The sequence below is a fragment of the Paenibacillus glycanilyticus NBRC 16618 genome, assembly GCF_004000805.1.
Classification (GTDB): domain Bacteria; phylum Bacillota; class Bacilli; order Paenibacillales; family Paenibacillaceae; genus Pristimantibacillus; species Pristimantibacillus glycanilyticus.
Window position 1 is genome coordinate 1 of sequence record NZ_BILY01000022.1, and the last position, 22,407, is coordinate 22,407.

At 52.0% G+C, this 22,407-nt stretch carries 20 protein-coding genes; 10 read left to right on the top strand and 10 right to left on the bottom strand.

Features of this window, described 5'->3' with window-relative positions:
* On the top strand, positions 1-3,196 hold a 3,196-nt coding region (locus tag PGL01S_RS17860; protein WP_127495940.1), incomplete at its 5' end, for a DEAD/DEAH box helicase.
* Between the two features lie 121 nt (positions 3,197-3,317).
* Here PGL01S_RS17860 and PGL01S_RS17865 read toward each other — a convergent pair.
* A complete protein-coding gene (locus PGL01S_RS17865; protein ID WP_127495941.1) occupies positions 3,318-4,055 on the bottom strand; it encodes an MBL fold metallo-hydrolase in 738 nt (245 codons plus the stop codon).
* Positions 4,056-4,158: 103 nt separating this feature from the next.
* Here PGL01S_RS17865 and PGL01S_RS17870 point away from each other — a divergent pair, with 103 nt between their 5' ends.
* Positions 4,159-4,962, top strand: coding sequence for an alpha/beta fold hydrolase (locus PGL01S_RS17870; RefSeq protein ID WP_127495942.1), 804 nt, complete (start codon positions 4,159-4,161; stop codon positions 4,960-4,962).
* Here PGL01S_RS17870 and PGL01S_RS17875 read toward each other — a convergent pair.
* Positions 4,938-5,696 (bottom strand): MBL fold metallo-hydrolase, encoded by a 759-nt coding sequence (locus tag PGL01S_RS17875; protein ID WP_127495943.1) that lies wholly within the window; start codon positions 5,694-5,696, stop codon positions 4,938-4,940. The two genes, PGL01S_RS17870 and PGL01S_RS17875, sit on opposite strands and share 25 nt — an antisense overlap.
* Positions 5,697-5,818: 122 nt before the next feature.
* Here PGL01S_RS17875 and PGL01S_RS17880 point away from each other — a divergent pair, with 122 nt between their 5' ends.
* The gene (locus PGL01S_RS17880; RefSeq protein WP_127495944.1) at positions 5,819-6,250 is read left to right on the top strand and encodes an Lrp/AsnC family transcriptional regulator; all 432 of its coding nucleotides are present in this window, start codon (positions 5,819-5,821) and stop codon (positions 6,248-6,250) included.
* A gap of 37 nt (positions 6,251-6,287) precedes the next feature.
* On the opposite strand, the gene PGL01S_RS17885 is transcribed toward PGL01S_RS17880, so the two are convergent.
* The 5 genes from PGL01S_RS17885 to PGL01S_RS17905 are packed head-to-tail and all read right to left on the bottom strand — an operon-like array spanning position 6,288 to position 10,738.
* Positions 6,288-7,004, bottom strand: a complete 717-nt coding sequence (locus PGL01S_RS17885; protein ID WP_127495945.1) for an ATP-binding cassette domain-containing protein — start codon at positions 7,002-7,004, stop codon at positions 6,288-6,290.
* A 2-nt stretch (positions 7,005-7,006) separates the two neighbouring features.
* On the bottom strand, positions 7,007-8,239 hold the full coding sequence (locus PGL01S_RS17890) for a hypothetical protein (protein ID WP_127495946.1): 1,233 nt from the start codon (positions 8,237-8,239) through the stop codon (positions 7,007-7,009).
* 13 nt (positions 8,240-8,252) lie between these two features.
* Positions 8,253-9,533: a hypothetical protein gene (locus tag PGL01S_RS17895; protein WP_127495947.1), complete on the bottom strand. Its 1,281-nt coding sequence runs from the start codon at positions 9,531-9,533 to the stop codon at positions 8,253-8,255.
* The gene (locus PGL01S_RS17900; RefSeq protein ID WP_127495948.1) at positions 9,533-10,306 is read right to left on the bottom strand and encodes a hypothetical protein; all 774 of its coding nucleotides are present in this window, start codon (positions 10,304-10,306) and stop codon (positions 9,533-9,535) included. The genes PGL01S_RS17895 and PGL01S_RS17900 overlap by 1 nt, the downstream gene beginning before the upstream one ends.
* A gap of 51 nt (positions 10,307-10,357) precedes the next feature.
* A complete protein-coding gene (locus PGL01S_RS17905) occupies positions 10,358-10,738 on the bottom strand; it encodes a GntR family transcriptional regulator (RefSeq protein WP_127495949.1) in 381 nt (126 codons plus the stop codon).
* 134 nt (positions 10,739-10,872) lie between these two features.
* On the opposite strand from PGL01S_RS17905, the gene PGL01S_RS17910 reads away from it, so the two are divergent.
* From PGL01S_RS17910 to udk, 6 genes are all read left to right on the top strand, one after another.
* Positions 10,873-11,526: a GntR family transcriptional regulator gene (locus PGL01S_RS17910; RefSeq protein ID WP_244935644.1), complete on the top strand. Its 654-nt coding sequence runs from the start codon at positions 10,873-10,875 to the stop codon at positions 11,524-11,526.
* A 279-nt stretch (positions 11,527-11,805) separates the two neighbouring features.
* Positions 11,806-13,284 (top strand): aspartate aminotransferase family protein, encoded by a 1,479-nt coding sequence (locus PGL01S_RS17915; RefSeq protein WP_127495950.1) that lies wholly within the window; start codon positions 11,806-11,808, stop codon positions 13,282-13,284.
* Positions 13,285-13,289: 5 nt separating this feature from the next.
* Positions 13,290-14,474, top strand: a complete 1,185-nt coding sequence (locus PGL01S_RS17920) for a class II aldolase/adducin family protein (protein WP_127495951.1) — start codon at positions 13,290-13,292, stop codon at positions 14,472-14,474.
* Between the two features lie 36 nt (positions 14,475-14,510).
* Positions 14,511-15,719: an MFS transporter gene (locus tag PGL01S_RS17925; protein WP_127495952.1), complete on the top strand. Its 1,209-nt coding sequence runs from the start codon at positions 14,511-14,513 to the stop codon at positions 15,717-15,719.
* A gap of 22 nt (positions 15,720-15,741) precedes the next feature.
* The gene (locus tag PGL01S_RS17930) at positions 15,742-17,367 is read left to right on the top strand and encodes a xylulokinase (protein ID WP_127495953.1); all 1,626 of its coding nucleotides are present in this window, start codon (positions 15,742-15,744) and stop codon (positions 17,365-17,367) included.
* A 53-nt stretch (positions 17,368-17,420) separates the two neighbouring features.
* Positions 17,421-18,029, top strand: a complete 609-nt coding sequence (gene udk, locus PGL01S_RS17935; RefSeq protein WP_127495954.1) for a uridine kinase — start codon at positions 17,421-17,423, stop codon at positions 18,027-18,029.
* 65 nt (positions 18,030-18,094) lie between these two features.
* On the opposite strand, the gene PGL01S_RS17940 is transcribed toward udk, so the two are convergent.
* Positions 18,095-19,444: an MFS transporter gene (locus tag PGL01S_RS17940; RefSeq protein ID WP_373864165.1), complete on the bottom strand. Its 1,350-nt coding sequence runs from the start codon at positions 19,442-19,444 to the stop codon at positions 18,095-18,097.
* A 198-nt stretch (positions 19,445-19,642) separates the two neighbouring features.
* On the opposite strand from PGL01S_RS17940, the gene PGL01S_RS17945 reads away from it, so the two are divergent.
* Positions 19,643-20,290, top strand: coding sequence for a helix-turn-helix domain-containing protein (locus PGL01S_RS17945; protein WP_127495956.1), 648 nt, complete (start codon positions 19,643-19,645; stop codon positions 20,288-20,290).
* Between the two features lie 42 nt (positions 20,291-20,332).
* On the opposite strand, the gene PGL01S_RS17950 is transcribed toward PGL01S_RS17945, so the two are convergent.
* Together PGL01S_RS17950 and PGL01S_RS17955 are read right to left on the bottom strand one after the other, a co-directional pair.
* Positions 20,333-21,343: an AraC family transcriptional regulator gene (locus PGL01S_RS17950; protein WP_307719640.1), complete on the bottom strand. Its 1,011-nt coding sequence runs from the start codon at positions 21,341-21,343 to the stop codon at positions 20,333-20,335.
* Entirely contained in the window at positions 21,327-22,319 is a 993-nt protein-coding gene (locus PGL01S_RS17955; protein WP_127495957.1) for a Gfo/Idh/MocA family protein, read from the bottom strand. The genes PGL01S_RS17950 and PGL01S_RS17955 overlap by 17 nt, the downstream gene beginning before the upstream one ends.
* Positions 22,320-22,407: the final 88 nt, after the last annotated feature.

Consider the following 22,407-nt stretch of genomic DNA (forward strand, 5'->3'; position numbering starts at 1 on the left):
GGCGGGCGGAGTGACGATATTGCGGTATGACCCGGACAAGCCGTACTGCGAAGCCAATGTCCGGACGAACCGCGATCTGATCGTAACGGCTACCCGCATCCGCGGCGAGATCGTGGCAACCTGCACCTGCCCGGACTTTGACCCCGAAGATAAATATTGCGAACATGTCGCAGCCATGCTGCTGCATCTGTTGGAGCTGCCCGAACTGCCCGAAGAAGCGATGAACCTGGCCCGCATCTCGGCAAGCGACCAGCTGCTGTCGTCAAGCATATTGGACTTATTCGGCAGCCGCGAACGGGGACAGTCAACGCTTCTTGGCAGTACGCGTTATGTAAGAGACACCCGCATCCCCGTTGAAGTTCAGTTCACCTGCGTGATCTTCTCGAGCGGTTACCGGAACTACCGGATCGGAATCGAGCTGCGCACGGGACTTGGAAGACTGTACGTGGTGCCGGATATCCGCGCATTTATAGAAGGAATCGCTTTGAACGTTACTCGCACCTTCTCCAAGCAGTTTACGTTTCATCCCGCTGAACACCGTTTCCGTAACGAGGATTACGCTTTGCTGGGCGAATTGGCCCGAATCAGCAGAAACGAAGCGCTGTATCAGGAAGAGGCCGCGCCTTCTGGCGGGAAAGCGCGCGGAAAGCAAAACAACCGGATGCTGATGATCCCTCCTGCGGATTGGCCAACCGTGCTGCCTTTGCTTACTGCCTGCCCTTCCGTGCTGATTGATCAGGAAGGTACCGTTACCGCCGGCCTGCAAATAGACGAGGAGGCCTCCCCCGTCCGGTTCGAATTCGGCGAGCAGGACGAGAGCGGCTTTCAGCTAAATGTTGAAGGCTTGGACAAGATTACCGTTCTAACCGCCTACAACATGGTATTAAGCGAAGGCCGGATGAAGCAGCTTCCCGAAGCCTCATGCAAACAGCTGGCCGATTTCAAAAATATGCTGGACGCCTCGCACCGGCAGCATGTCGTCATCTCGCCGGAACAGATCGAGCCTTTTATGGAGAAGGTTGTCCCGGAGCTGATGAAGCTTGGAAAGGTTCAGGTAACCCGAAGCGTCTCGGAAAAAATCGTGCAAACTCCCCTGCAGGCAAGACTCTATCTGGACCGGATTCGGGAACGGCTGCTCGCCGAGCTGGAGTTTCAATACGGGGATATCAAGATTAACCCGCTGGCGGCCCATACGGACTATAAGACCGAGGACCGGATTCTTCTCCGGGACGGAGACAAGGAAAATCAGATCCTCGATATCATGGAGCAGAGCGGCTTCATTACAACGGAGCTTGGCTACTACATGCAGGATGAGGAAAGCGAATACGAGTTTCTGAGACATACCATTCCGAAGCTGGAAAAGCTGCTGCAGGTTCATGCTACCTCGGCCGTTAAGACACGGATCGTTGTCCCCAATACTCCGCCATTGCTGAAGGTTGAAGTGGACGAGAGGACCAACTGGCTGGAATTCAAGTTCGAGCTGACCGGCATTTCCGACGACGAGATCCGAAGCGTGCTTCGCTCTATCGTGGAGAAGCGCCGATACCACCGGCTCCAGGAAGGCGCGCTGCTGCCGCTCGAAGGCAAGGAATACGAGGCCATTACGAGGATTATTAACGAGACGGGCTTCCTCCGTACGGACCTGAATCAATCCGTCTTCCGTATCCCCGTGGCGCGCGGACTCCATCTGGGGGATTTCGAGAATGAAGGAAGAACGATTCAGCTCGGCAAATCGCTGCGCAAGCTTCTCGCTCATATCCGCAACCCGGATCACCTGGAATTTGAAATACCGTCTACCCTGCGGCATGTGCTGAGGGATTATCAGGCCTACGGCTTCCAATGGATGAAGACGCTGGCCCATTACCGGTTCGGGGGCATTCTGGCTGACGATATGGGACTTGGCAAAACGATTCAAAGCATCGCGTTCCTTCTCTCCTGTCTTCCGGAGATCCGGGAAATGGAGCAGCCTGCCATTATCGTTACGCCGGCATCCCTCATGTACAACTGGCTAAGCGAGCTGAAGAAGTTTGCTCCAGAGATCCGAGTCGTCATCGCGGACGGAACAAGACCGGAAAGAGCGGCCAAGCTGAGGTCTCTGAAAGGAATCGACGTCGTTATCACGTCGTACCCGCTGCTCCGCAGGGATGTCGAGCTGTACGTAAAACGCTTCTATCATACGGTTATCTTGGACGAAGCGCAGGCATTCAAAAATCATGCGACTCAAACCGCGCAGGCCGTAAAAGCCTTGCAGGCCAAGAACCGGTTCGGGTTAACCGGTACTCCGCTTGAGAACAGAGTCGAGGAGCTATGGTCCATTTTTGGCGCCGTGTTCCCCGAGCTGTTCCCTGCCCGCAAGGTTTTCTCCGACCTGCCGAGAGAAAACATCGCGCGCCGCGCGCGCCCTTTCCTGCTTCGCCGCCTGAAATCCGACGTGCTGAAGGAGCTGCCGGACAAAATCGAGACCCTCCAGGCCACCAGTCTGCTGCCGGAGCAGAAGAAGCTGTACGTCTCGTATTTGGCCAAGCTGCGTACGGAAACCGTCAAGCATCTGGATAATGACCGGAGCTTCCAGCAGAACCGAATCAAGATACTGGCAGGACTAACGCGGCTGCGTCAAATCTGCTGCCATCCCGCCCTCTTCATTACCGATTACGAAGGCAGCTCCGCCAAGTTCGAGCAGCTGTTCGAAATCGTGGAGGAATGCCGCAGCACCGGCAAACGGATGCTGATCTTCTCGCAGTTCACCGAGATGCTGGGTCTCATCAGCAAAGAACTGGTCCGCCAAGGCATCTCTTATTTCTACCTCGACGGCAGTACCAAAGCCGCGGAACGGGTAGAGCTGTGCAACCGGTTCAACGACGGGGAGAAGGACATCTTCCTCGCATCGCTTAAAGCGGGCGGAACAGGACTTAACTTGACCGGTGCCGATACCGTAATTTTGTATGATTTGTGGTGGAACCCTGCCGTTGAGCAGCAAGCAGCCGACCGGGCGCACCGGATTGGTCAGACCAAGGTCGTTCAGGTCATCCGGCTGGCCGCCCACGGCACGGTTGAAGATAAGATGTACGCGCTGCAGGAACGGAAGAAAAATATGATCGACGACATTATCCGGCCCGGCGAAGAGCAGCTGTCTTCGCTTACCGATGCGGATATCCGCGAGATATTGGCGATTGGCGCCGATGAGCGGGATTTGTAAGAGGAAATGCAATAGACAAAAAAAATGCGGCTGTGCAAATGGGGTCAGACCCAGCCTAAGCACAGCCGTTTTTTATATTCCGACATGACTACCTTAAATGCCGCGTAAGTTAAAAAAGCCGTTATAACGGCAAAATTTCTTTTGATTGAAGAATCGCCAGCTTGATCCGGTCCTGGGCGCTTTGCTGCAGCCGTTCCGCAATCTCTGGCGTCTCCCGGTAGACCGGAGGATGATGAACCGCGCGGAAATGAATCGGCACAAGAACATGAGCCTGCAGAACAACAGCCGCAGCTACCGCCTGCTCCGGAGTTAGCGTAATAGGCTGGCCGCTTGGGATCATACCCGGAAATTCCACAACGGCGCCATTTACCGGTAGGCAAGCAGCATCGAACGGTCCATACGCTTTGCTGAGCTTCCACCAGTAGCCATGCCATAACGTGTCGCCGCTATGAATCAGCTTCTTCCCTCCACCCTCCACAATCCAGGAAACTTGCGGATCGCCAAAACCGTCTACGGAAAAGCCAGCCGTAATCGTTAATTCGCCAACTTCTATCTGCTGCCCTAAGCTAACGCCTTGAATATTGGTCAATGGCGTATCGGTCATATGCCGTACGGATTCCTGCGGAACGTAGACCGGAATAGATGCGCCGTAGTAAGCGGCGATAGCTTTTGGATCAAAGTGATCCTCATGATGATGCGTAACGAAAACGGCATCCGCATGGCCGAATTCGTCCAATGGAAACAGTTCTTCATGGGATGAACCAAACTTGGCGGGAAAATGATACATCGGGTCAATGGCAATCGATGTTTCGCCGCTTAATACGCGAATACCCGCCCATGGCAACTTTTGAAGAAACATAAACGCATCATCCTTTATTTTTTAATGGGTACCCGAAGGTTCCGCCAATATCATAATAGGATCTGGATTTTATTGTCAATTCCGACCAAAGGGGGAAATTTCAATGATTTCTTTAGACCAAAAGGTTGGCAGGCTAAGAGATCAGGAGTTTAACTATTACATAAGCGGCAACGAGAACAAGGAAACGATCGTCATGCTGCATGCCGCTTTTGCTGACCACACCTTGTTCCAGGAGCAAATCCCTGATCTGATCGGGCATTACCGGCTGATCACTCTCGACATGCCCGGACACGGTATTCGAGCGGGAACGAAATCCAAGCTTACCATGCCAGACATGCCGGACATCATCAGCCGCATTCTCGCGGACAACCGGATCGCTTCCTGCCATCTGCTTGGCGTCTCGCTTGGCTCGCTGGTCGCGCAGGCTTTTGCGGAGAGATATCCCGGGCAGGCACGGTCCGTCATTATCGTTGGAGGTTACTCCATTCATAAAGCGAATAAGCGCGTCCGCAAAGAACAGCAAGCCGAAGGGCTCAGATGGATTGGATATCTGCTATTCTCCATGCCCAAATTCAAGCAGCATGTCTTGAATGCCTCTTGCGCTACCGAGCAAGGGCGCATCTTGTTTGACCAGGGAATCCGGCACTTCCGGCGCCAATCCTTTCAGGCGATGAGCGGCATGGGCTCCTTTTACACGGAGAAAACCGAACCCATGCCTTATCCGATGCTGCTCATTATCGGAGAGCATGACCGGAAGCTGGCCCACGATGCCGCGGAGGAACTTCATCGGTTGGAGCCGCAATCACAGCTTGTGACCCTTCCGGCTGCGGGTCATTGCGCCAATGCGGATGAGCCGGAAGCTTTTAACCGGACCGTCCGGCATTATTTGTCTAACGTTAATCGCTGACCGTCGGCAGGAATCAGAACCTGACCAAGCAATCCTTCCGTGCTTAACGCTTCCGCGAGAATGTCTCTTGTCACCAGACAATGATTGATCGTATCCATATGAACGGCAACCACCTTCGCAGACGGTGCGTAACGGCATACCCGGATGACATCCTGCGCATTCATCGTGATGGGATCGCCAACGGCAAATTGCGCCCCGCCCGCGTTCACGACCGCGACATCCGGATTGAAAGCATCCAATGCATGCTTCACTTCGTCGCACCAGATCGTATCGCCCGCGATATAAAGAGTGGGTTCGCCTTCCGCTTGAAGAACAAAACCGGACACCTGCCCCATTTTTTGGCCGATCTCTCCCGTCCCATGCCGGCCGCTTGTTCTTGAGATCGTAATGCCCTTATAGATGGCGGACTGGCCGATTTCCATTACGTTAGAAAAATGCTGTCCCGTGATCGCCGCGAAGTCTCCCGGTTGACAGAACAACGGAGTCGACGTCGGCAGCGCCTCTATTGCGGCGGCATCCCAATGGTCGGGATGGAGGTGGCTGACGAGAATAACATCGGGCTGCAGCAGTTTTTCCATGGGAAAAGGCAGCGGAACAAGCGGATTCCGCCGGTCGTTCGTTGCATTCATAATCGGCGGGTTTACGCCGGCATCGCTAAACATCGGATCAACAAGTAACTGTACTCCCGCATAGTCCAGCCACAACGTGGCATGCCTGATAAGCTGAATGTTCATATTTGTATCCCTCATTTCTAATCGTGTCTGATACAATTATAAAATAAGCCGCATCGCGCACGAATAACCTCGTGAAACGATATAGCCGCTTTTATTTTCATAATGAAAGGATTTCTTCCGACATGCTAAGCTCATACGGAATTGACGATATCGACAGACAAATATTAAGCTGCCTGATTGCGGATGCCAGCCAGTCCCACAAGTCCATTGGAGAGCAGGTGCATATGACCGGGCAGGCCGTAGGCGCCCGCGTCCGCAAGCTTCAGGACCTCGGCATTATTGAAGGCACAACGGTCAATTGGAATCCCGAGAAAATCGGCTTGACCGTCCATGCCTTTGTCACCGTCTTTTTGGCATCCAATACGGCGCATCAGGCGTTCCAGCAATTCGCGGGCAGCAGCAATCAGGTTGTCGAGATTCACCGCGTCAGCGGCGAAGGCTGCTATTGGATGCGCGTGCGCGTCGGCTCGCAGCTGGAGCTGACGAGTTTTCTCGACGAACTGCTTGGCTACGGCAACTATAAGGTAAGCTTGTCTATTGGGCAGATGAAATAAAGAAAGGAGCCGCGTATCGCTACGCGGCTCCTTTGCTTTATTCCAGTACGCTTTTGTAACGGTCCGGCCGATAGCCTGCTTTTTCCGCCATGATAGCGGCAAGCTCGTTGCCTTGCTCCCGCAGGTCATCCATGTACAGATCCGCTTCAACACGGCCTCTGGACATAATGAGCGCACGGTCGATAACCGTCTCGATCTCGTCAAGATGATGGGTAACGATCAGAATCGTCTCATCCCCCTTCAGATTGCCGATCATCAGCTTCAGGAAGTCCCGCCGCGTAAACATATCTTTGCCGAGGAAAGGCTCATCCATCAGAAAGTATTTGGCGCCTTTCGCCATCCCCGCACTGATCTCCAGCTTGGATTTCTGGCCTCTCGAGAAGGTCCGAATTCGCTTGTCGGGCTCCAGCTCGTAAAATTTCAGCAGCTTATGATAATACGCAAGGTCAAATTGCGGGTAAAAGGCGGAGAGAAATTCCGCATATTGAACCGGTGTCAACTTCGGAATGTAGCTTCCCTCTTCGGTTATATACGCAAGCTGCTCATACTGCTCCTCTACAGGACGGCCGTTCAGCAAAATATCCCGATGCTGGACCTCGCCCAGCCCCATAATCGCTTTGAGCAGCGTCGTTTTCCCGCTTCCGTTCTCGCCCAATACGCCAACAATTTCGCCGCTCGGAATGGTCAAATCCCGAATATGCAGGATAGGTCTGGCATCGCCGAACGTTTTCTCCACGTACTTTAATTCAAGCATAGCTATTCCCCCTTTCCCCGCTCAAGCTTCAGATGGTCGAATAAACGATAGTCGTAGAGTTGTAGATCATAAGACTCTCCTTCCGGCCAGTTAAAGGTATTAACCAGGTCGTCGTTCAAATCCGACACCAACTCGCCTTCATACAGAAGCTGATTTGCCTCATACACTCTTATCATTAAATGAATCGGCAGGTAGCCTTCAAACCGATCCTCTGGTCTAGGTTCCGTAAACGTATAAACCAGATACAGCCTTCCGTCCAGGTATTGCATGTTCATTCGGCTGCGATAATAATCCTTCCAGGTGCTTGCATAGTCCAGATTGGTTGCATCCGCCAGCTGCATGCCATTGTGAAAATCGATACTCCATACCGTTTTGCGATAAAAGGTATCATAATCCGTTTGAACGGAATTGTTCTGAAAGACAAGATTCAGCACCTTATCATTGGTAAAGGCCTCGTATTGATCCGAATACGAGCTGCCCGATGGATCAAGCCTGATATTGCCAAGCATCTTCCCGCTTACCGGATCGTAACCTCTGACAACGACATGCCCGTTCTCCTTTAATATAAGCGCAAGCTTGTCGCCCGCTGCCGCAAGTCCAAGCACGGCAAGGGAGGCACCCTCTTTATTCTGGTCCAGACTAAATTCCGTCACCGTCCGGGTCGTTCCATCTTCTGCAAAAGAAAGCTCGTAAATGCCGTTTGTGCCCGTGCTGTCCGCCGCAGTTGGCACGGTAAAATACAGATGATCTCCAACCTTTGCGAGTCCGTATTCCAGTGGATTGACATAATTGCCATCCGCATTCGCTTTCGCAATTTTCGTATAGACAAGCGAGGACTGGCCGTTATTCTTAACATTCAACACGTTCTTGTCGGTATACAAGACGTAAAACGCGCCTTCTCCGTGCACCTCGTACTCCAGATTGTCTATCCTTTTTTTGCCTCCGTTGACGTATTTGTAATGATCCGGAAGAAGTAACGGAGGATCGTACACTTCGGTATGCTTCGTTAATTTCCCCTTGTTTATCTCAAACGCCGCGCTCGTATACTGATCGCTAATATCTCCGGAGATTCTAATCGGGTCAATTGCCGACCGGTCGCCAAAATGATCTTTTATATACAAGGTCCCCGCATTCTGGTTGGCATGGTTCAGCCAGGAAAAGAACCCAATCAGCAGGATGGCAATTATGCCTGTGGGAATCGCAAGATGACGGGAAAGCTTCCGAACAATCATCATCGTATATCCCTCCTTATTCCGCTGGCCGGATACGAATATGATCAAATTCCCTATTATACGTCGGATCATAGCTGTAACTGGTTGAAAGATGCGCGACCCGGTTGCTGTCCTGGTTCCGGTCCGTTACAAGCTCGCCTTCATATTGAAGCCTCGCTGCCTTGTAGACCCTTATCATCAGGTGTTTGGGGCGGGCCATATCAAACAAGATATCGTTTTGATCCTTTGTTTCCGTTGACAAATAGATGACATACAGCTTGCCGTCTATATAGTGAATGCTTTTCATATTGCGCAGGTTGGACTCCATATCGTCCGGGTAGCTGACGGCTGTTTCGTCCAGCAGCTTTACTCCGTCCGCAAGATCAAAGCTCCATATCGTTTTGCGCACTTGTCCTTGGTCGGGACTGCTCATAAACGCCAGGCTTAGCCTGCCGCTGTCGGAATCCGAATACGCTTCATAGGATTCATAGAACGAACGGCCATGAGCCTTATCGGATCCCGAAATGGAAAAGCCGCTTACGGCCGCTTCCCCTACCTGCTCTCCGCTCTTGCTGTCGTAGCTCCGGATCACCAGCTTATGATCTTCCTCCAGCACTAATGCTAGCTTGTCGCCAACCGCTTCGAGTCCAAGCACCTGTATCTCAGAGGAGCCGTCACCTTTGTTTTTATCAAGACTGAAGGTAGCCAAGGCCTCCGATGCCGGCAATTCCCCCCGATAATCCCTGCCGTCAATAAAGTTTAATCGATAGATTCCGCTTGTACCGGCATAGCTGTTTGTCGAGGGAACGACGAAATAGTACTGGTCTCCAATGTTGGCCAGCCCGTATTCAAGCCGGTTCGTGTAAGTAGCGCCATTGCCCTTTCTCGGCTGCTTGTTCTCGTCATACTCGGTTATATTCGGATGTACCGATGCTTGCCAGTAGGATCCTGGGTCCTCGGGGTCTCTGGCCGTTATCGAGTCCGGCGAAAAGACGTTGTCAAATTTCCACTTCCCTTTTAACTTATCGGGCTGCGTGCTGTTGTACCAAACCGCCCGCGGCGGATCAAACAGCTTCGTATTCGTCGTTACCTCTCCATTAACCAGATTAAACCGGGTACTGTGAAAGCCGTCTCCGAGTTCACCGCTGATGGACACATCCGACAACGCTTCTTGGTCTCCCTCATGATCCTTTAAATAAAAAACTCCGTTATCCTTGTCCGCATGAACCAGCATGTATTGCGACGCGATCAGAAAGAGCGCCAGAATGAAAATCGGAAGGGCCGCATGGCGCGATATTGTTTTGTCTAAACGCAACATCAGGCGATAACCCCTCTCCGGACCAGCCTCATGCTATGCCAGATGAAGAAACCGCTCAAGAGAAACAGGGCTATGCTATACGCATACAGCTTTGCCATTGTCCAATCCAAATCCGGCGCGGCAATCTGAGCGTTCAGAATATGCCTCATGATCCACCCCGCGGCAATGACGAGAATGATGTACCAATGCCGTCTGCCCCGTTCGCACAGGAACGCATAATAGAGTCCGGTTGCCAGGCTTACAAGCATGCTGACCGAAGCCACCCAGCCGCTGATGCTAATGGGCAATAAAACCTTCAGGAAGTTGGATCGGATAAAAGCGAGGAACAACCCGTTATGCATCACGAACCTGCCATCCGCATAGCTGCCGATATGACTCGCATACGCCGAGTACCCCCAGCGGATCGCCAGCAAATGCCCCGCAAAAAGCAGCAGCAGCCCGATCGTAAAAGATATCAGATTGCTCCAATAAAACGCCTCGCGCTTTACCGGAAGGGTCAAGTACGTATAGATGCTTTTGCTTCCCCAATAAGCATTGTACTGCTTCACGAGAAAATAAACGCAGAACACGGCAATAAACGCGAACAACGCCGTCTTGCAGCCGGTTGTAGCATACAAGCTCTCGAATCTTGGATGAACGGAATTTTCGTTTAATTTCTCCACCGCGGATTGCAGCAGAAGATACGGCGTCACGATCATCCCCGCCGTCAGAATCAACAAAACGGGCAGCATGGACGCGAATTGAATATTAAGCAGCCGGTACAAACCTTTCATTTGCCAGCACCTCCTGTATTAATCGACTAATACAATGACTCTATAAAAAACTTACTCCCACAACTCCGTTAGAAGCTCCACGGTTTTCTTGAACGAGAGATTCGCTTCCTTGGCTTCCGCGATAAACGCCGCCACCATTTCCTTGGTCAGCTCGGTTTCGATCCGGCCGTATATCTCATCGTCCAGATAAATCACGCTTCCCGTAGTGCTGCTCGTTCGGACGTAGCCTTCATCCTCCATCAGCTTAAACGCCTTCTGAACGGTGTTCGGATTAATGTTCAGCTGCATCGCGATATCCCTTCTCGAAGGAAGCTTATCGCCGGATACGGCCCATTTTAGCAAAATACGCCGTTTCACATGCAGGGCAATCTGCATATAGACCGGCATTTTATTATTCAACTGCAAATCCTGAAACGTCAGCAATACCCTCACCTGCCTCCTGCTATGACTGTATTATGGCAGTAATACAATGAGTTGACAAGGGGCACTTGGAGGTTATCTTCCTCATTGCAGTATTTTCGAGACATTTGTTACTATTAAACTAAAAACAGATAAAGGAATAGATCATGATGTCTTCAACTTCTCTGGAAACGGTCGCTTATCGTGAAATTCGGGGGCGGATTATGCGCGCGGAATATATGCCCGGCTCCATGTTATCGGAAAATGAGCTTGCCGGACTGCTTGGCATGAGCCGGACCCCTATCCGTGCAGCCATCTCCCTGCTGGAGCGGGAAGGCCTTGTGGGAACCTTTCGCGGGCGGGGGGTCATGGTTAAGGAAGTGTCCGCCCATGATTTCAGCGAAATGTATGAAGTTCTAGTCTCTATGCAGCTGTTCGCGCTGGACACGGCCTTAAAGCGCCAGCTTGCTTTCGATGTGGATACGATGCGCCAATTACTCGAGCAGCAGCAGTTGGCATTGGAACAAAGCGATTACTACGGTTATTACAACCATACCCTTCTGTTCACCGAAGCGATTCTCCGGACGATTCATAACGAGAGCATGCTGCAAATTATGGAGCTGTACCGCGGGCGGTATGTCTTCCATACCGTTGCCTATCGCAAAAAATATCCGCAATACCAGCCAAGCCGCTCCGTTCAAACGAACCGCCGGATTTACGAAGCGGTTAAGAACGGTGATATCGCAGCGGCCAAGGCCGCCGTCACGGAGCAATACGCCGATGTCCATGAGCAGTTCATCCTCGGCGGACTGATGAGATAGACGCGTAAACCGGAAGCCTTAACGGCCTCCGGTTTTTTTATTTCTTTTACAAATATTCAACCTTTCGATTACACACAACAAATTGCTTATCGGCATATGGTATTATTTTTCGATTATGAAGAAACCCTTGGTAATCGTTACTTAGTAGAAAAGCATTAATTCTATTAAATATTTTTGTGAGATATTACCTAAACTGGTTCCTTCTTGCGAACCGTTTATATATACTTGATTTATAATTTCTCTGCCCTTTGCGTGACCACTATCTGTAGGAGGGTACATATGGAGAGGACTTTTTCGATTTCCCGCTACCCCGATGTAAAGGCCGTGACAAGCCAGCTGGACCGGCTCATTGATCAGCCGATTTATTCGATTATACCCGCTGCTTTGAAGAAATACGAAGAGGATTATTTTGAAGCGAAATGCGCGAAATCGAAAGAGATGATAGACGTTGCCAAGGAGATTATACCCGGCGGCGTCCAGCATAACCTGGCCTTTAACTATCCGTTCCCCCTTGTATTTACGAAAGCCGAAGGCGCTTACCTCTATGATGCCGACGGCAACCGTTATTATGATTTTCTCCAGGCCGGCGGCCCGACGGTGCTCGGAAGCAACCCGCCCGAGGTGCGCCGGAAGGTCATCGAGCTGCTGAACGATTGCGGCCCCTCCACCGGACTTTTCCACGAATACGAATATAAACTAGGCAAAAAAATTGCCGACAGCATCGACTCCGTCGAAATGTTCCGCATGCTGGGCTCCGGCACGGAAGCCTGCATGGCGGCTATCCGCGTGGCGCGTCTGGCAACCAAGAAGAAAAAGATTATCAAGATGGGCGGCGCTTATCATGGCTGGAGCGACCAGCTGGCCTACGGCATCCGCATCCCCGGCTCCAAATGGACGCAAGCGCAGGGCGTTCCTCGTTATATCTTCAAGCATACCCAGGAGTTTTTCCCGAACGATCTGAAGGATCTGGAACGAAAGCTCCGCTTCAATCAGCTGCGCGGCGGCACGGCAGCCGTCCTGATCGAGCCGGTTGGACCGGAGAGCGGCACAAGGCCGGTTGACCCGGATTTCAATAAAGGCGTGGAGCAGCTCTGCCGCAAATACGGCGCCCTTCTTATTTTCGACGAGGTGGTTACGGCCTTCCGTATCGGAATGTCCGGTGCGCAGGGCTATTACGGGGTATCGCCGGATCTGACGGTCTTCGGCAAAGTCGTTGCCGGAGGTTATCCGGGGGCTGGCGGCCTTGGCGGCAAGAAGGAATACATGAAATATTTGTCCGCGGGCATTGAAGCCGGAAGCAAGCATAAGAAGGCGCTAATCGGCGGTACGATGGCAGCCAATCCGCTCAGCTGCGTAGCCGGCTACTATACGTTATGCGAGATTGAACGGACGAACGCGATCCCGAGATCCGGCCGGATGGCCGACCGGCTGACCGAAGGACTGCAGGCTTTAATCGGCAAATACAAGCTGCCTTTTGTCGCTTTTAACCAAGGCTCGATCTGCCACCTCGAGACGGTAGGCACGATGCATTTTTCCATCAACTGGTCGAAGCCTTGGCAAATTCCGAAGGTATTGTCGGAGACGTCCAAACGGAAAAGAGAGATGGAGCATATGGGCGCGGCCTACATGGCCGAAGGGATCGTAACTCTGGCAGGCAGCCGGCTGTACACCAGCGGGGCTTACACGGAAGAAATGATTGACGACGTCCTTGTCCGCTTTGACCGTATTTTCAGCCATGTAGCCTTATTGGAGGGATAATTAGGATGCCCGTGACAGCTACCGAGGAAGCGAAGCAACGTGTTATCGAAGCCGGAATCAAGCTGATGGAAACCGGTCTGATTGCCCGCACCTGGGGAAACGTAAGCCACCGCATCGAGGGCGGCCGGTTCGTCATTACGCCAAGCGGCCGGGATTACCGCTCGCTAACGCCGGAGGATATCGTTACCGTACAAATCTCCGATTGCAGCTATAGCGGCAATATCAAGCCTTCCTCCGAGAAAGGCGTGCATGCCGAGGTCTACAAACGTTTTCCCAATGCCCATTTCGTCATCCATACTCATCAGGAGTATGCATCCGTCATCAGCGCCTGCAAGGTGGATGCCGTTCCGATTACCGGCGGCATGCTGGCAGGACAGGTATTATGCGGGGCTTACGCGCTCCCGAGTACCAAGAAGCTGCAGCGCAACGTTGCTAAAGCGCTTACTCTTACCACCAACAAAGCGATTATCATGAAAAACCACGGTGCCGTCTGTTACGGCGCCAACGATACCGAAGCCTTCGAAGCGGCCCTGCAGCTGGATCAGGCTTGCCGTCAATATATCGAGGGTACTTACAAAAGCTTGACTGGCGAGCAAGAAGCCGATGCGGCCGCGTTAAGCCGGTTTGCGCTTGGGCTGAGCTACTCTTCCCCGGAACCTGCTTCCCGGATGCTGTATCACAGCAGAAGGACCGAGGATGGTTTCCTGCTGTATGACGATTCCGGCTCCGAGCTCCTTGTCCGGTATGACGAGCTGGATGCCGCCATGTCGGAAGAAGCCTGGGTCTACCAGCAAATCTACCGTACGCATAATCAGATTAACCATATTCGCTGGAGCGGCATTCCGGAGATTACGGCATTGTCCCAGACCGGGCAGCCGCTGAAGCCGCTGCTTGACGACTTTGCCCAGCTGATCGGCACCTCGGCAAGAAACGCTGCGCTCTCCCCTTCCGAGGTAACCGCTGCTCTCAAAAGTTCCTCAGCCGTGCTGATCCGCGGAAAGGGCGCTTTATGCTGCGGCGCTACCTATGACGATGCTCTAGCCGTAGGCATGGTTTTAGAGAAAAACGGCAAGGCCCATATCGGAGCTAAGCTGCTTGGCCAAGTCAAACCTATACATTACCTGGAAAGCCTGTTAATGCGATTGGTGTATTTGAAAAAATATTCGAAGCAGGCTGCAGCGAGCTCCTAGCCGAAAGGTGGAATTGTTATTAAAAGAATCTTCCTCATGAAATGGATCATTCTTTTATCGATCGTCCCGGTTATCGTATCGACCGAAATGATGTGGCTCTCCCTCGCGCCAATCTCGAGCTTGGCGGAAGACTATTACGGCGTTGGCAGCATGTCCGTCACGTTATGCTCCATGAGCTTTATGATCATGTTTATCTTATTCTCCATGCCCGCCTCTTGGGTCATAGACAAATGGGGCTACAAAGCTTCCCTTCTGATCGGCGCAGGTCTGACTGCCGTATTTAGCTTATTGCGCGCCATGTATGCGGAGGATTTTACGCTTGTCCTGATCTTTCAGTTCATTCTGGCGATCGGCCAGCCCTTCCTGCTTAATATCGCTACGAAAGTAGCCTCGGACTGGTTCCCGCTTCGGGAGAGATCAACGGCAGCCGGCATTCTGACGCTTGCCCAGTATATCGGATTTATCGTTCCGATGGCGCTTGCTCCCGCAATCGCGGAAGCTTCCGGCATCCCCGGCCTGTTTATGTGGTTCGCGGCGTTTGCCCTTGCTGCCGCAGGTCTCGCCGCTGCGTTTGTTTTCGTGAAACCTCCCGCATCCCTGCCCAATTCCGCCCCCCGACAAGAGGTATTACGCTTCCAATCGATTGGTCTGCTCATCGAGAACAAAAGCTATTTTCTTATCCTGCTCGTCAGCTTTATCTGCATCGGCATCTTCAACACGATTCTTACCCTGCTGGAAACGATCCTTACTCCCCGGGGATTTACATCCGAGGAAGCCGGACTTGTTGGCGCCGTATTTATTGTCGCCGGGATTATTGGCGCAATTGCTCTGCCGATCCTGTCGGATAGACACCGGATTCGGGCGCCTTTTTTTATCGCGGCCATTACGCTGCTCATTCCTGCCTACTTGGGATTAACCTTTGCAGAACAATTCGTTCCGGTAACCATTATTGCCGGACTTGCGGGCTTCGCCATTATGGGCGTTGCTCCGATCTTGTTCCAGCATGGCTCGGAGCTTGCTTATCCCGTTCGGGAAGGCACTTCGCTTGGCATGATTTTGCTGATGGGGCAGGTTTCCGGCATTGCTTTCGTTTATCTGTTTGAAGTTCTGAACGAAGCACTGGACTCTATCGTCTGGCCGATGCTGCTGTTTGTCGTGCTGACGGTCGCTTTGCTTCCCGTTACGCTGCGCATTCCGGAATCGGCCTACCAGGCCAAGGAGGAAGATACCAATCAGTCCATGTAAAAGGTAAAGGCGGGTGCAGCAAATGAGTGCTTACGTGCTCTCTTACGATATAGGAACCTCCGGTGTCAAAACATGTCTTTACGAACTGTCCCCCTCCGTGTCGATTGTGGCCAGCGCTCTGCATGGCTATGAGCTTACGATTCTGGACAATGGCGGCGCGGAACAGGATCCGGCGGACTGGTGGCAGGCGATGAGGGTAACAACAAGGCAGGTGCTGGAGACGAGCAGCATCCCAGCCTCGCAGATTAGCGGCATCTCTTTTTGCGCCCAAATGCAAGGTCTAGTGCTTGTCGACGAACAAGGCGAGCCGGTCCGCAAAGCAATGAGCTACATGGATACCCGGGCTGCCGAGGAGCACCGCATAGGAATCAGGCATGGCATTCAAATTGCCGGGGCCAATGTATTCAAGCTGCTTAAGTCGCTTGCAATCACCCGCGCCGTTCCGGCCAGCGTCAAGGATCCCGTCTGGAAATACCGGTGGGTGCAGCGGCATGAACCCGAGGTGTTCCGCCGCGTTCACAAGTGGCTGGACGTCAAGGAATATCTGCTCTTCAAATGTACGGGCGAATTTGTCATGACCGAGGACACCGCATATGCTACGCTGCTGTACGACGCGAGAAACAACCGGTTCAGCAAGGAAATGTGCCGGATGTTCGGCGTCCGGAACGAGCATTTTCCAAAGGTAATCCCGTCCACGGCAATGGCCGGATTATTAACCGCCGGGGCTGCCGCGGAGCTCGGGCTTACGGAGGGCACGCCCGTATTCGGCGGAGGAGGCGATGCCTCTCTTATCGGCGTGGGAGCCGGTGCGGTTGCGGAAGGCGATACGCATATTTACCTGGGTACATCCGGCTGGGTATCGACGGTTGTGAACCGTCAGATTATCGATGCGGGCAGCATGATCGCTTCCATTGTAGGAGCAAGGCCGAAGCATTATCATTATTTCTGCGAGCTGGAGACGGCGGGCAAATGCCTGGAATGGGTCAAAAACCATCTGGCCTTGGATGAAATCGGCATCTATTTGGAGAAAAAACAAGTATCCAACTCCCAGGAAACGATGTACCGCAGCCTGTACGATTACATGATGCATGCGATCAAAGACGTGCCCGCGGGCAGCAACGGCGTTATCTTTACGCCTTGGCTGCATGGCAACCGTTGTCCGTTTGAGGACGCGCACGCACGGGGCTTGTTTTTCAATATCAGCATTGAAACGGGGAAAACCGAGCTCATTCATGCCGTGCTGGAAGGCATCTGTTACCATCTCCGGTGGCAGCTCGAAGCGCAAGACCGGAAGATTACGACCTCCCGGGCGATCCGTTTTGTCGGAGGCGGCGCGCTTGCCCCGCTTACCTGCCAGATCCTCGCCGATATTCTGGGACGGACGATCGAGACGGTTGACAGTCCGCAAAATGCCGGCGCCATCGGGGCAGCCATTACCGCGGCCGTTGGACTTGGCATCGTTCCAGATCTGGACGCAGCCAAATCTTTCGTGCGGGTACGAGCCTCCTATACGCCCAATCCCCGGAACAAAGCTATCTATGATACGTACTTCGGGGTATTCAAGTCCTTGTACAGCCGAAATAAAAAAGCATTTGGCATCCTAAATAATCTCAAAGGCGATTCAGATGTTTTTCATGCCTCGCTATGATACAATACTTGAATTGACGGGCTTTACACATTTAGGAGGCTTTAAGAACAACTATGCTTATTATTGGTATCGCTGGCGGCACCGGCTCGGGGAAAACCTCGGTAGCACGCTCCGTTATTGAACGGCTTGGCGAAGATAAGGTCACTTTTATCTCGCAAGATAATTATTACAAGGATCATCCGCATTTGAGTTTTGCCGAGCGCGAAGGCCTGAACTATGATCATCCTCTTGTTTTTGACAACGAGCTCTTAATCGAGCATTTGAAGCAGTTGAAATCCGGGCAGGCGGCCGAAGCTCCGGTCTACGATTTTCCCAACCACTCCCGGTTTAAGGATAAGACGGTTGCGCTCAAACCTTGCAAAATCATCGTTATAGAAGGACTTCATGTGCTGTCCGATGAAAATTTGCGCGCGATGCTCGATATCAAGGTGTTTGTGGACACCGATCCGGATGTCCGCATCCTCCGCCGCGTGCTGCGGGATATTGAAGAGCGCGGCCGTTCCATTCAATCGATTCACGATCAATACTTGAAGACGGTTAAACCGATGCATGAAGCCTTTATCGAGCCGTCCAAAAAATACGCCGACATCATTATTCCCGAAGGCGGACAGAATGAAGTAGGCATTCAGATGCTGTCCATCCTTATGGAGAAATATTTCTAAACATACGAAAGGGCTGTCCCGCTTTGGGACAGCCCTTTTCTACCAGATTGGCATGGACGAAAACATTAAACAAGCTTTTGAGCTTGTACTTTTTTCCGGTAAGACGAGTAATACCAGCCTAACATCACAATCGCTATGATTGGGCATACGAACAGCAGCTGATAGACATGGTTATAGGCGTGCTCCAGCGTAATGCTGCTCATCTTATGGAGCAATAGTCCGCAAATGGCCACCGACAAGGAGCCTCCGAAAAATTGAATGAGCTGCATCATCCCCATGCCGGAGCCGATCAAATGCCTTGGCAAAATGCTGGAGGTCTGGTTATTGAGAGAGGCCAGCGTTGCCGAGAATGCCGGCGAGAACAGCAAATACCCGCACATGATAACAAAAGGCGAGCTTCCTAGAGCCATCATAAACAAAGCCATTACGGCCGTTAAGACCGCTGTCCCGATAAACAGGAACCGTACATTGCCGTACCGGTCCAGCCAGCGCCCGACAAATGGCGTTAATACCGCCGATAGAATAGCACCCGGAGCAATCAGGAAGCCAATCAGCATCTCCGATTTATGGAACAGATTCGCCAGGACAAGCGGCATGAGGAACAGGTTGCCCAGGTTAATGATAAGCAGGCAGAAGCCTACCACAAGCAGCCGGATATAACCGGGCTGGCGGAACACTTCCGGATTCACGAAGGTTCCGTTGCCCTTCGCCTTCCGGATATGGAGCACGTGAATCACAATCGTAATCACGCTGACTAGAAGCCAGATGACGGACTGTTGCGTTACCGCTATCAGTAAGGAAGTTGCATTAATAACGGTCCATGCGGCCCCCCAATAGTCAAAGCTGGCCGGCTGCGGATTTTCCTTCGGCAGCAGCTTCAGCAAGACCGGCAATATAGCGAGCACCAGGCAAGTGACCACAAACAAGCCGTTCCAGCCAAAATATTCGCTGATGACGCCGCCTACAATCGGCCCAAGTCCAAACGCCATTGCGCTGCCGGCCGCGATCATCGAAATCGCCCGGCCTCTTCGTTCAACCGGGATATAGCGGCTGGCTAATACAAGCCCAAGCCCGGCCATTGTCCCCGCTCCCGCCGATTGAAGAATCCGCGCCGTCAGCAGCAGAGCGAAATTATGGGCAAAGATCCCAAGCACCGAAGAAAGACCCAATATAAGCAGCCCAATCGCTACCAGCCTGCGTATGGGAGCGATATCCGACAAGCGGCTGTAAATCACCGTTGATAAGGCATAACCGATCGAATAGCTGGATACGATCCATGAGCCGAGATCCGAAGTAATACCGAGATCGTTAATTATACTTGGCACCGAGACGTTAAACATGGTCGTATTCATGACCACGACAAACAAGCCCAGCATCCACACGGGCATTACGATTCTGTCATTCAAGTTGTCCACCTTGTTTCCCTGCGAAGTTACTTTACTTTGTTCAGTATAACACAAAAAAAGGCGAAGCAAGGTTTCACCCCCGCCGCAAAAAAACGAACAACGTTAAAACGCTATAAAGCTAAAGCATTGGGCATAGCCATTTTTTCATTTACAATTTATAGTAAAGAGTGAAATGTAATCGATTCCATAAACGTGAGGAGGTATGTTATGCCAAAGCTGTTCGTTGCGGAAGAGGAACATCTCCGTCTCAACCATTCAGCTTTACCAATGAATGAATTACCGTATGAAGAAATGAAGCACTTATTTGATCATCTTACAAATTGTCTTTCGGGAGCCATGGAAGAAGTAAAAAATTTGGAGCAGCAGTATTTGAAAATAATCGCTAGCGTTACCTACGGCCTGCCCAAACCAAATGTACATCAGCTGTATTTTTCTTATAAGGAAGCGTTAAAGGCTTTGGAGCAGCAATTTAACCAAGGTTCTAAATTGTATCGCAAGCTAAGCTTGAACCCGCATCGTACGCCAAAACGGAAGGTACAGCAGGCATTGAAAGCAATCGAAGCCTCCTATGCCGATCACGGGATGACTTTGGCCGGAGTCGCCAAGGCTTTGTTTGTCTCCAGCACCTATCTTTCCACGTTGTTCAAACAGGAGCTTGGCGTTAACTTTCTCGATTATGTCCATCAATACCGGATCGAGAAGGCCAAAGCGCTGCTGCAGGCCAGCGATATGAAAATCCATTCCGTTGCCAAGGAAGTCGGGTATTACGACGAGGCTCATTTTACGAAGACGTTCAAGAAATGGACCGGCATGCTGCCTTCGCAATACAAGAAGGACATGGCCGTTATTGGATGAAAAACAAAAAAGGACAAGCCAATTCCGGCTTGTCCTTTGCTCTTATACGCTCGTTAACTGATGGCGCTGACGATAAGCGAGCGGTGTCATCCCCATCTTTTTCTTGAACACCTGGAACAGGTAGTTCGTATTCGTAAAACCATGGTTGACCGCGATGGACTCCACCGTATTCGAGGTCTCGACAAGCTCCTCGCAAATGCGCTGCAGCCGGAAATCCTCCAAATAGCTGCTGAAGGAGCTGACCCCGTATCGGTGAAAGACGCGCTGCAGCTGCCTCGTGCTGATCTGGATCCGGTCCGCAACCTCCTGCAGGGTCAGCGGTCTTGCGTAATTGTCGTAAATATATTGCTGCGCCATCTCAAAGCGATGCGCTTGTATATCCCGCGCCGGAAGCATCTGCTGGCCATCCCGGTCAACGGTTGCTTTGGCGGCGCGCAGCAAGATTTGAATTAAGGACTGGCGGATCGTCGTATAAGCCCCAAGCTCGCCGGATCGCCAAGCCATGTAAGCCTGCAGGAAGCATGTCATGGCATCATGCTGATCCATAAACGGGCGAAGCGGAAAATCGGTCAGCGCCTGAATACAGGCTTCCGACTCTTTATTTTCCCACTCCGAGCCCCATTCTTCCCGTTCCTCTCCGTCCGGCAGACGCGTAATATCTACATGCAGACACAGCTCTTCCATGCCGGAACGGTTATCCGCCGTTTGCTGATGCACAACGCCGGGACCGGTCAAATAAAACATGCCGCTGTTCAGCTTGTAAATATGGTCAATCAAGGTGACCGTTCCTTTGCCGCGCGGCACGAAGTGGAATTCAAACTCCGAATGCTTGTGGAATTTGATCAGCTGTCCGGGCTTAAAGGTGGTCAGATGCCATTTGAGCACCCTGATCCCGTAACGTCCCCATCTGAAATGCAGATCAAGCCGTTCGAGCGCGTCCATCTTTTCTTTCATAATGGCATAAGGATACGGTCTTGCGCTTACCTTGCTGTCTGACTCCACGATCTGCTCCCGTTCATCCATGCCAGTCATCGTATTAGCGGATTTCTTCAATACGTACAGCCCGCTTCTCAGCAACCGAGCGGTTAGATGCTTCCATAAGCGCCGTCAGATCCTGCGCCATGCGGATGTTCTCTGCCGCAACCGTATTGTTCTGGATATGGTCAGCCCATTGCTCGAATGCCTTGATGCGGCCGCTTGCCTTATCCGCTTCCGTCCACTCCGATTCGCCGTTCTTATTGCTGCGGACCAGAATGCGGTCTTCCGGCGTACCGTACAAGAGCGAGCCTTCCGTGCCGTGAATCTCGATCGTGAATGGCGAATGGGCATTTACGAAGCCCGCTTCCACGATACCGATTGCGCCGCCGGCCGTCGTGAGAATGGATACCGCGTTATCCTCTACGTCTTTGCCGGTAACGTAACCGTACGAAGCTTGAACCTGAACCGGCATTTCGCCAAGGAACAGTCTAGTCAAATACATCGGATGGCAGCCAAGGTCGATCAGTGCGCCGCCGCCGCATTGCTCCAGGTTGTAGAAATGCTCAGGAAGCCAGTTTGCGGTTGCGCCGTTATGGGACAAGCGGACGCGAGTCAAGGTAACTTTGCCCAGAATGCCGGATTCCAGCACGTTCTGAATGGAAGGCGTATACCAGTCGTTAAGTCTTGGCAGCGATACGGTCAGCTTCACGCCCGCTTCTTCCACTGCCGCCAGGATCTCGTTAACTTCCTTCGTTGTAAGCGCCAACACTTTTTCCGTAAAGATATGCTTGCCGGCTTGAGCGGCTTTGACCATAACCTCGCGGTGAATATTGGAAGGCGCGTCCACGATCACTCCGTCAATATCTTCGCGGGCGAGGAGTTCATCCAGATTGGAGAAGAAAGGAACGCCCAGCTTGGAAGCTGCTTCTTCGCCTCTAGCCGGAATTTCATCCCATACCGCTACGATTTCCGTATCCGGATGCGCTTGCGCCTCTCTCGTATAATCCCATGCGTGAACATGCCAATAACTTAACATTGCGACTCTAATCATATAACTTCCACTCCTCAGACCGATTATTTGGGATAACTACATATTTGCGACTTATTTCTAAGGTAGCACACCATTTACCAAAGTAAAA

What these genes read in the sequence shown, in the direction of transcription:
- PGL01S_RS17865 (WP_127495941.1), bottom strand. Translation starts at nt 4,055, where the DNA reads ATGTTTCTTCAAAAGTTGCCATGGGCGGGTATTCGCGTATTAAGCGGC.
- PGL01S_RS17870 (WP_127495942.1), top strand. Translation starts at nt 4,159, where the DNA reads ATGATTTCTTTAGACCAAAAGGTTGGCAGGCTAAGAGATCAGGAGTTT.
- PGL01S_RS17875 (WP_127495943.1), bottom strand. Translation starts at nt 5,696, where the DNA reads ATGAACATTCAGCTTATCAGGCATGCCACGTTGTGGCTGGACTATGCG.
- PGL01S_RS17880 (WP_127495944.1), top strand. Translation starts at nt 5,819, where the DNA reads ATGCTAAGCTCATACGGAATTGACGATATCGACAGACAAATATTAAGC.
- PGL01S_RS17885 (WP_127495945.1), bottom strand. Translation starts at nt 7,004, where the DNA reads ATGCTTGAATTAAAGTACGTGGAGAAAACGTTCGGCGATGCCAGACCT.
- PGL01S_RS17890 (WP_127495946.1), bottom strand. Translation starts at nt 8,239, where the DNA reads ATGATGATTGTTCGGAAGCTTTCCCGTCATCTTGCGATTCCCACAGGC.
- PGL01S_RS17895 (WP_127495947.1), bottom strand. Translation starts at nt 9,533, where the DNA reads ATGTTGCGTTTAGACAAAACAATATCGCGCCATGCGGCCCTTCCGATT.
- PGL01S_RS17900 (WP_127495948.1), bottom strand. Translation starts at nt 10,306, where the DNA reads ATGAAAGGTTTGTACCGGCTGCTTAATATTCAATTCGCGTCCATGCTG.
- PGL01S_RS17910 (WP_244935644.1), top strand. Translation starts at nt 10,873, where the DNA reads ATGATGTCTTCAACTTCTCTGGAAACGGTCGCTTATCGTGAAATTCGG.
- PGL01S_RS17915 (WP_127495950.1), top strand. Translation starts at nt 11,806, where the DNA reads ATGGAGAGGACTTTTTCGATTTCCCGCTACCCCGATGTAAAGGCCGTG.
- PGL01S_RS17920 (WP_127495951.1), top strand. Translation starts at nt 13,290, where the DNA reads ATGCCCGTGACAGCTACCGAGGAAGCGAAGCAACGTGTTATCGAAGCC.
- PGL01S_RS17925 (WP_127495952.1), top strand. Translation starts at nt 14,511, where the DNA reads ATGAAATGGATCATTCTTTTATCGATCGTCCCGGTTATCGTATCGACC.
- PGL01S_RS17930 (WP_127495953.1), top strand. Translation starts at nt 15,742, where the DNA reads ATGAGTGCTTACGTGCTCTCTTACGATATAGGAACCTCCGGTGTCAAA.
- udk (WP_127495954.1), top strand. Translation starts at nt 17,421, where the DNA reads ATGCTTATTATTGGTATCGCTGGCGGCACCGGCTCGGGGAAAACCTCG.
- PGL01S_RS17945 (WP_127495956.1), top strand. Translation starts at nt 19,643, where the DNA reads ATGCCAAAGCTGTTCGTTGCGGAAGAGGAACATCTCCGTCTCAACCAT.
- PGL01S_RS17955 (WP_127495957.1), bottom strand. Translation starts at nt 22,319, where the DNA reads ATGATTAGAGTCGCAATGTTAAGTTATTGGCATGTTCACGCATGGGAT.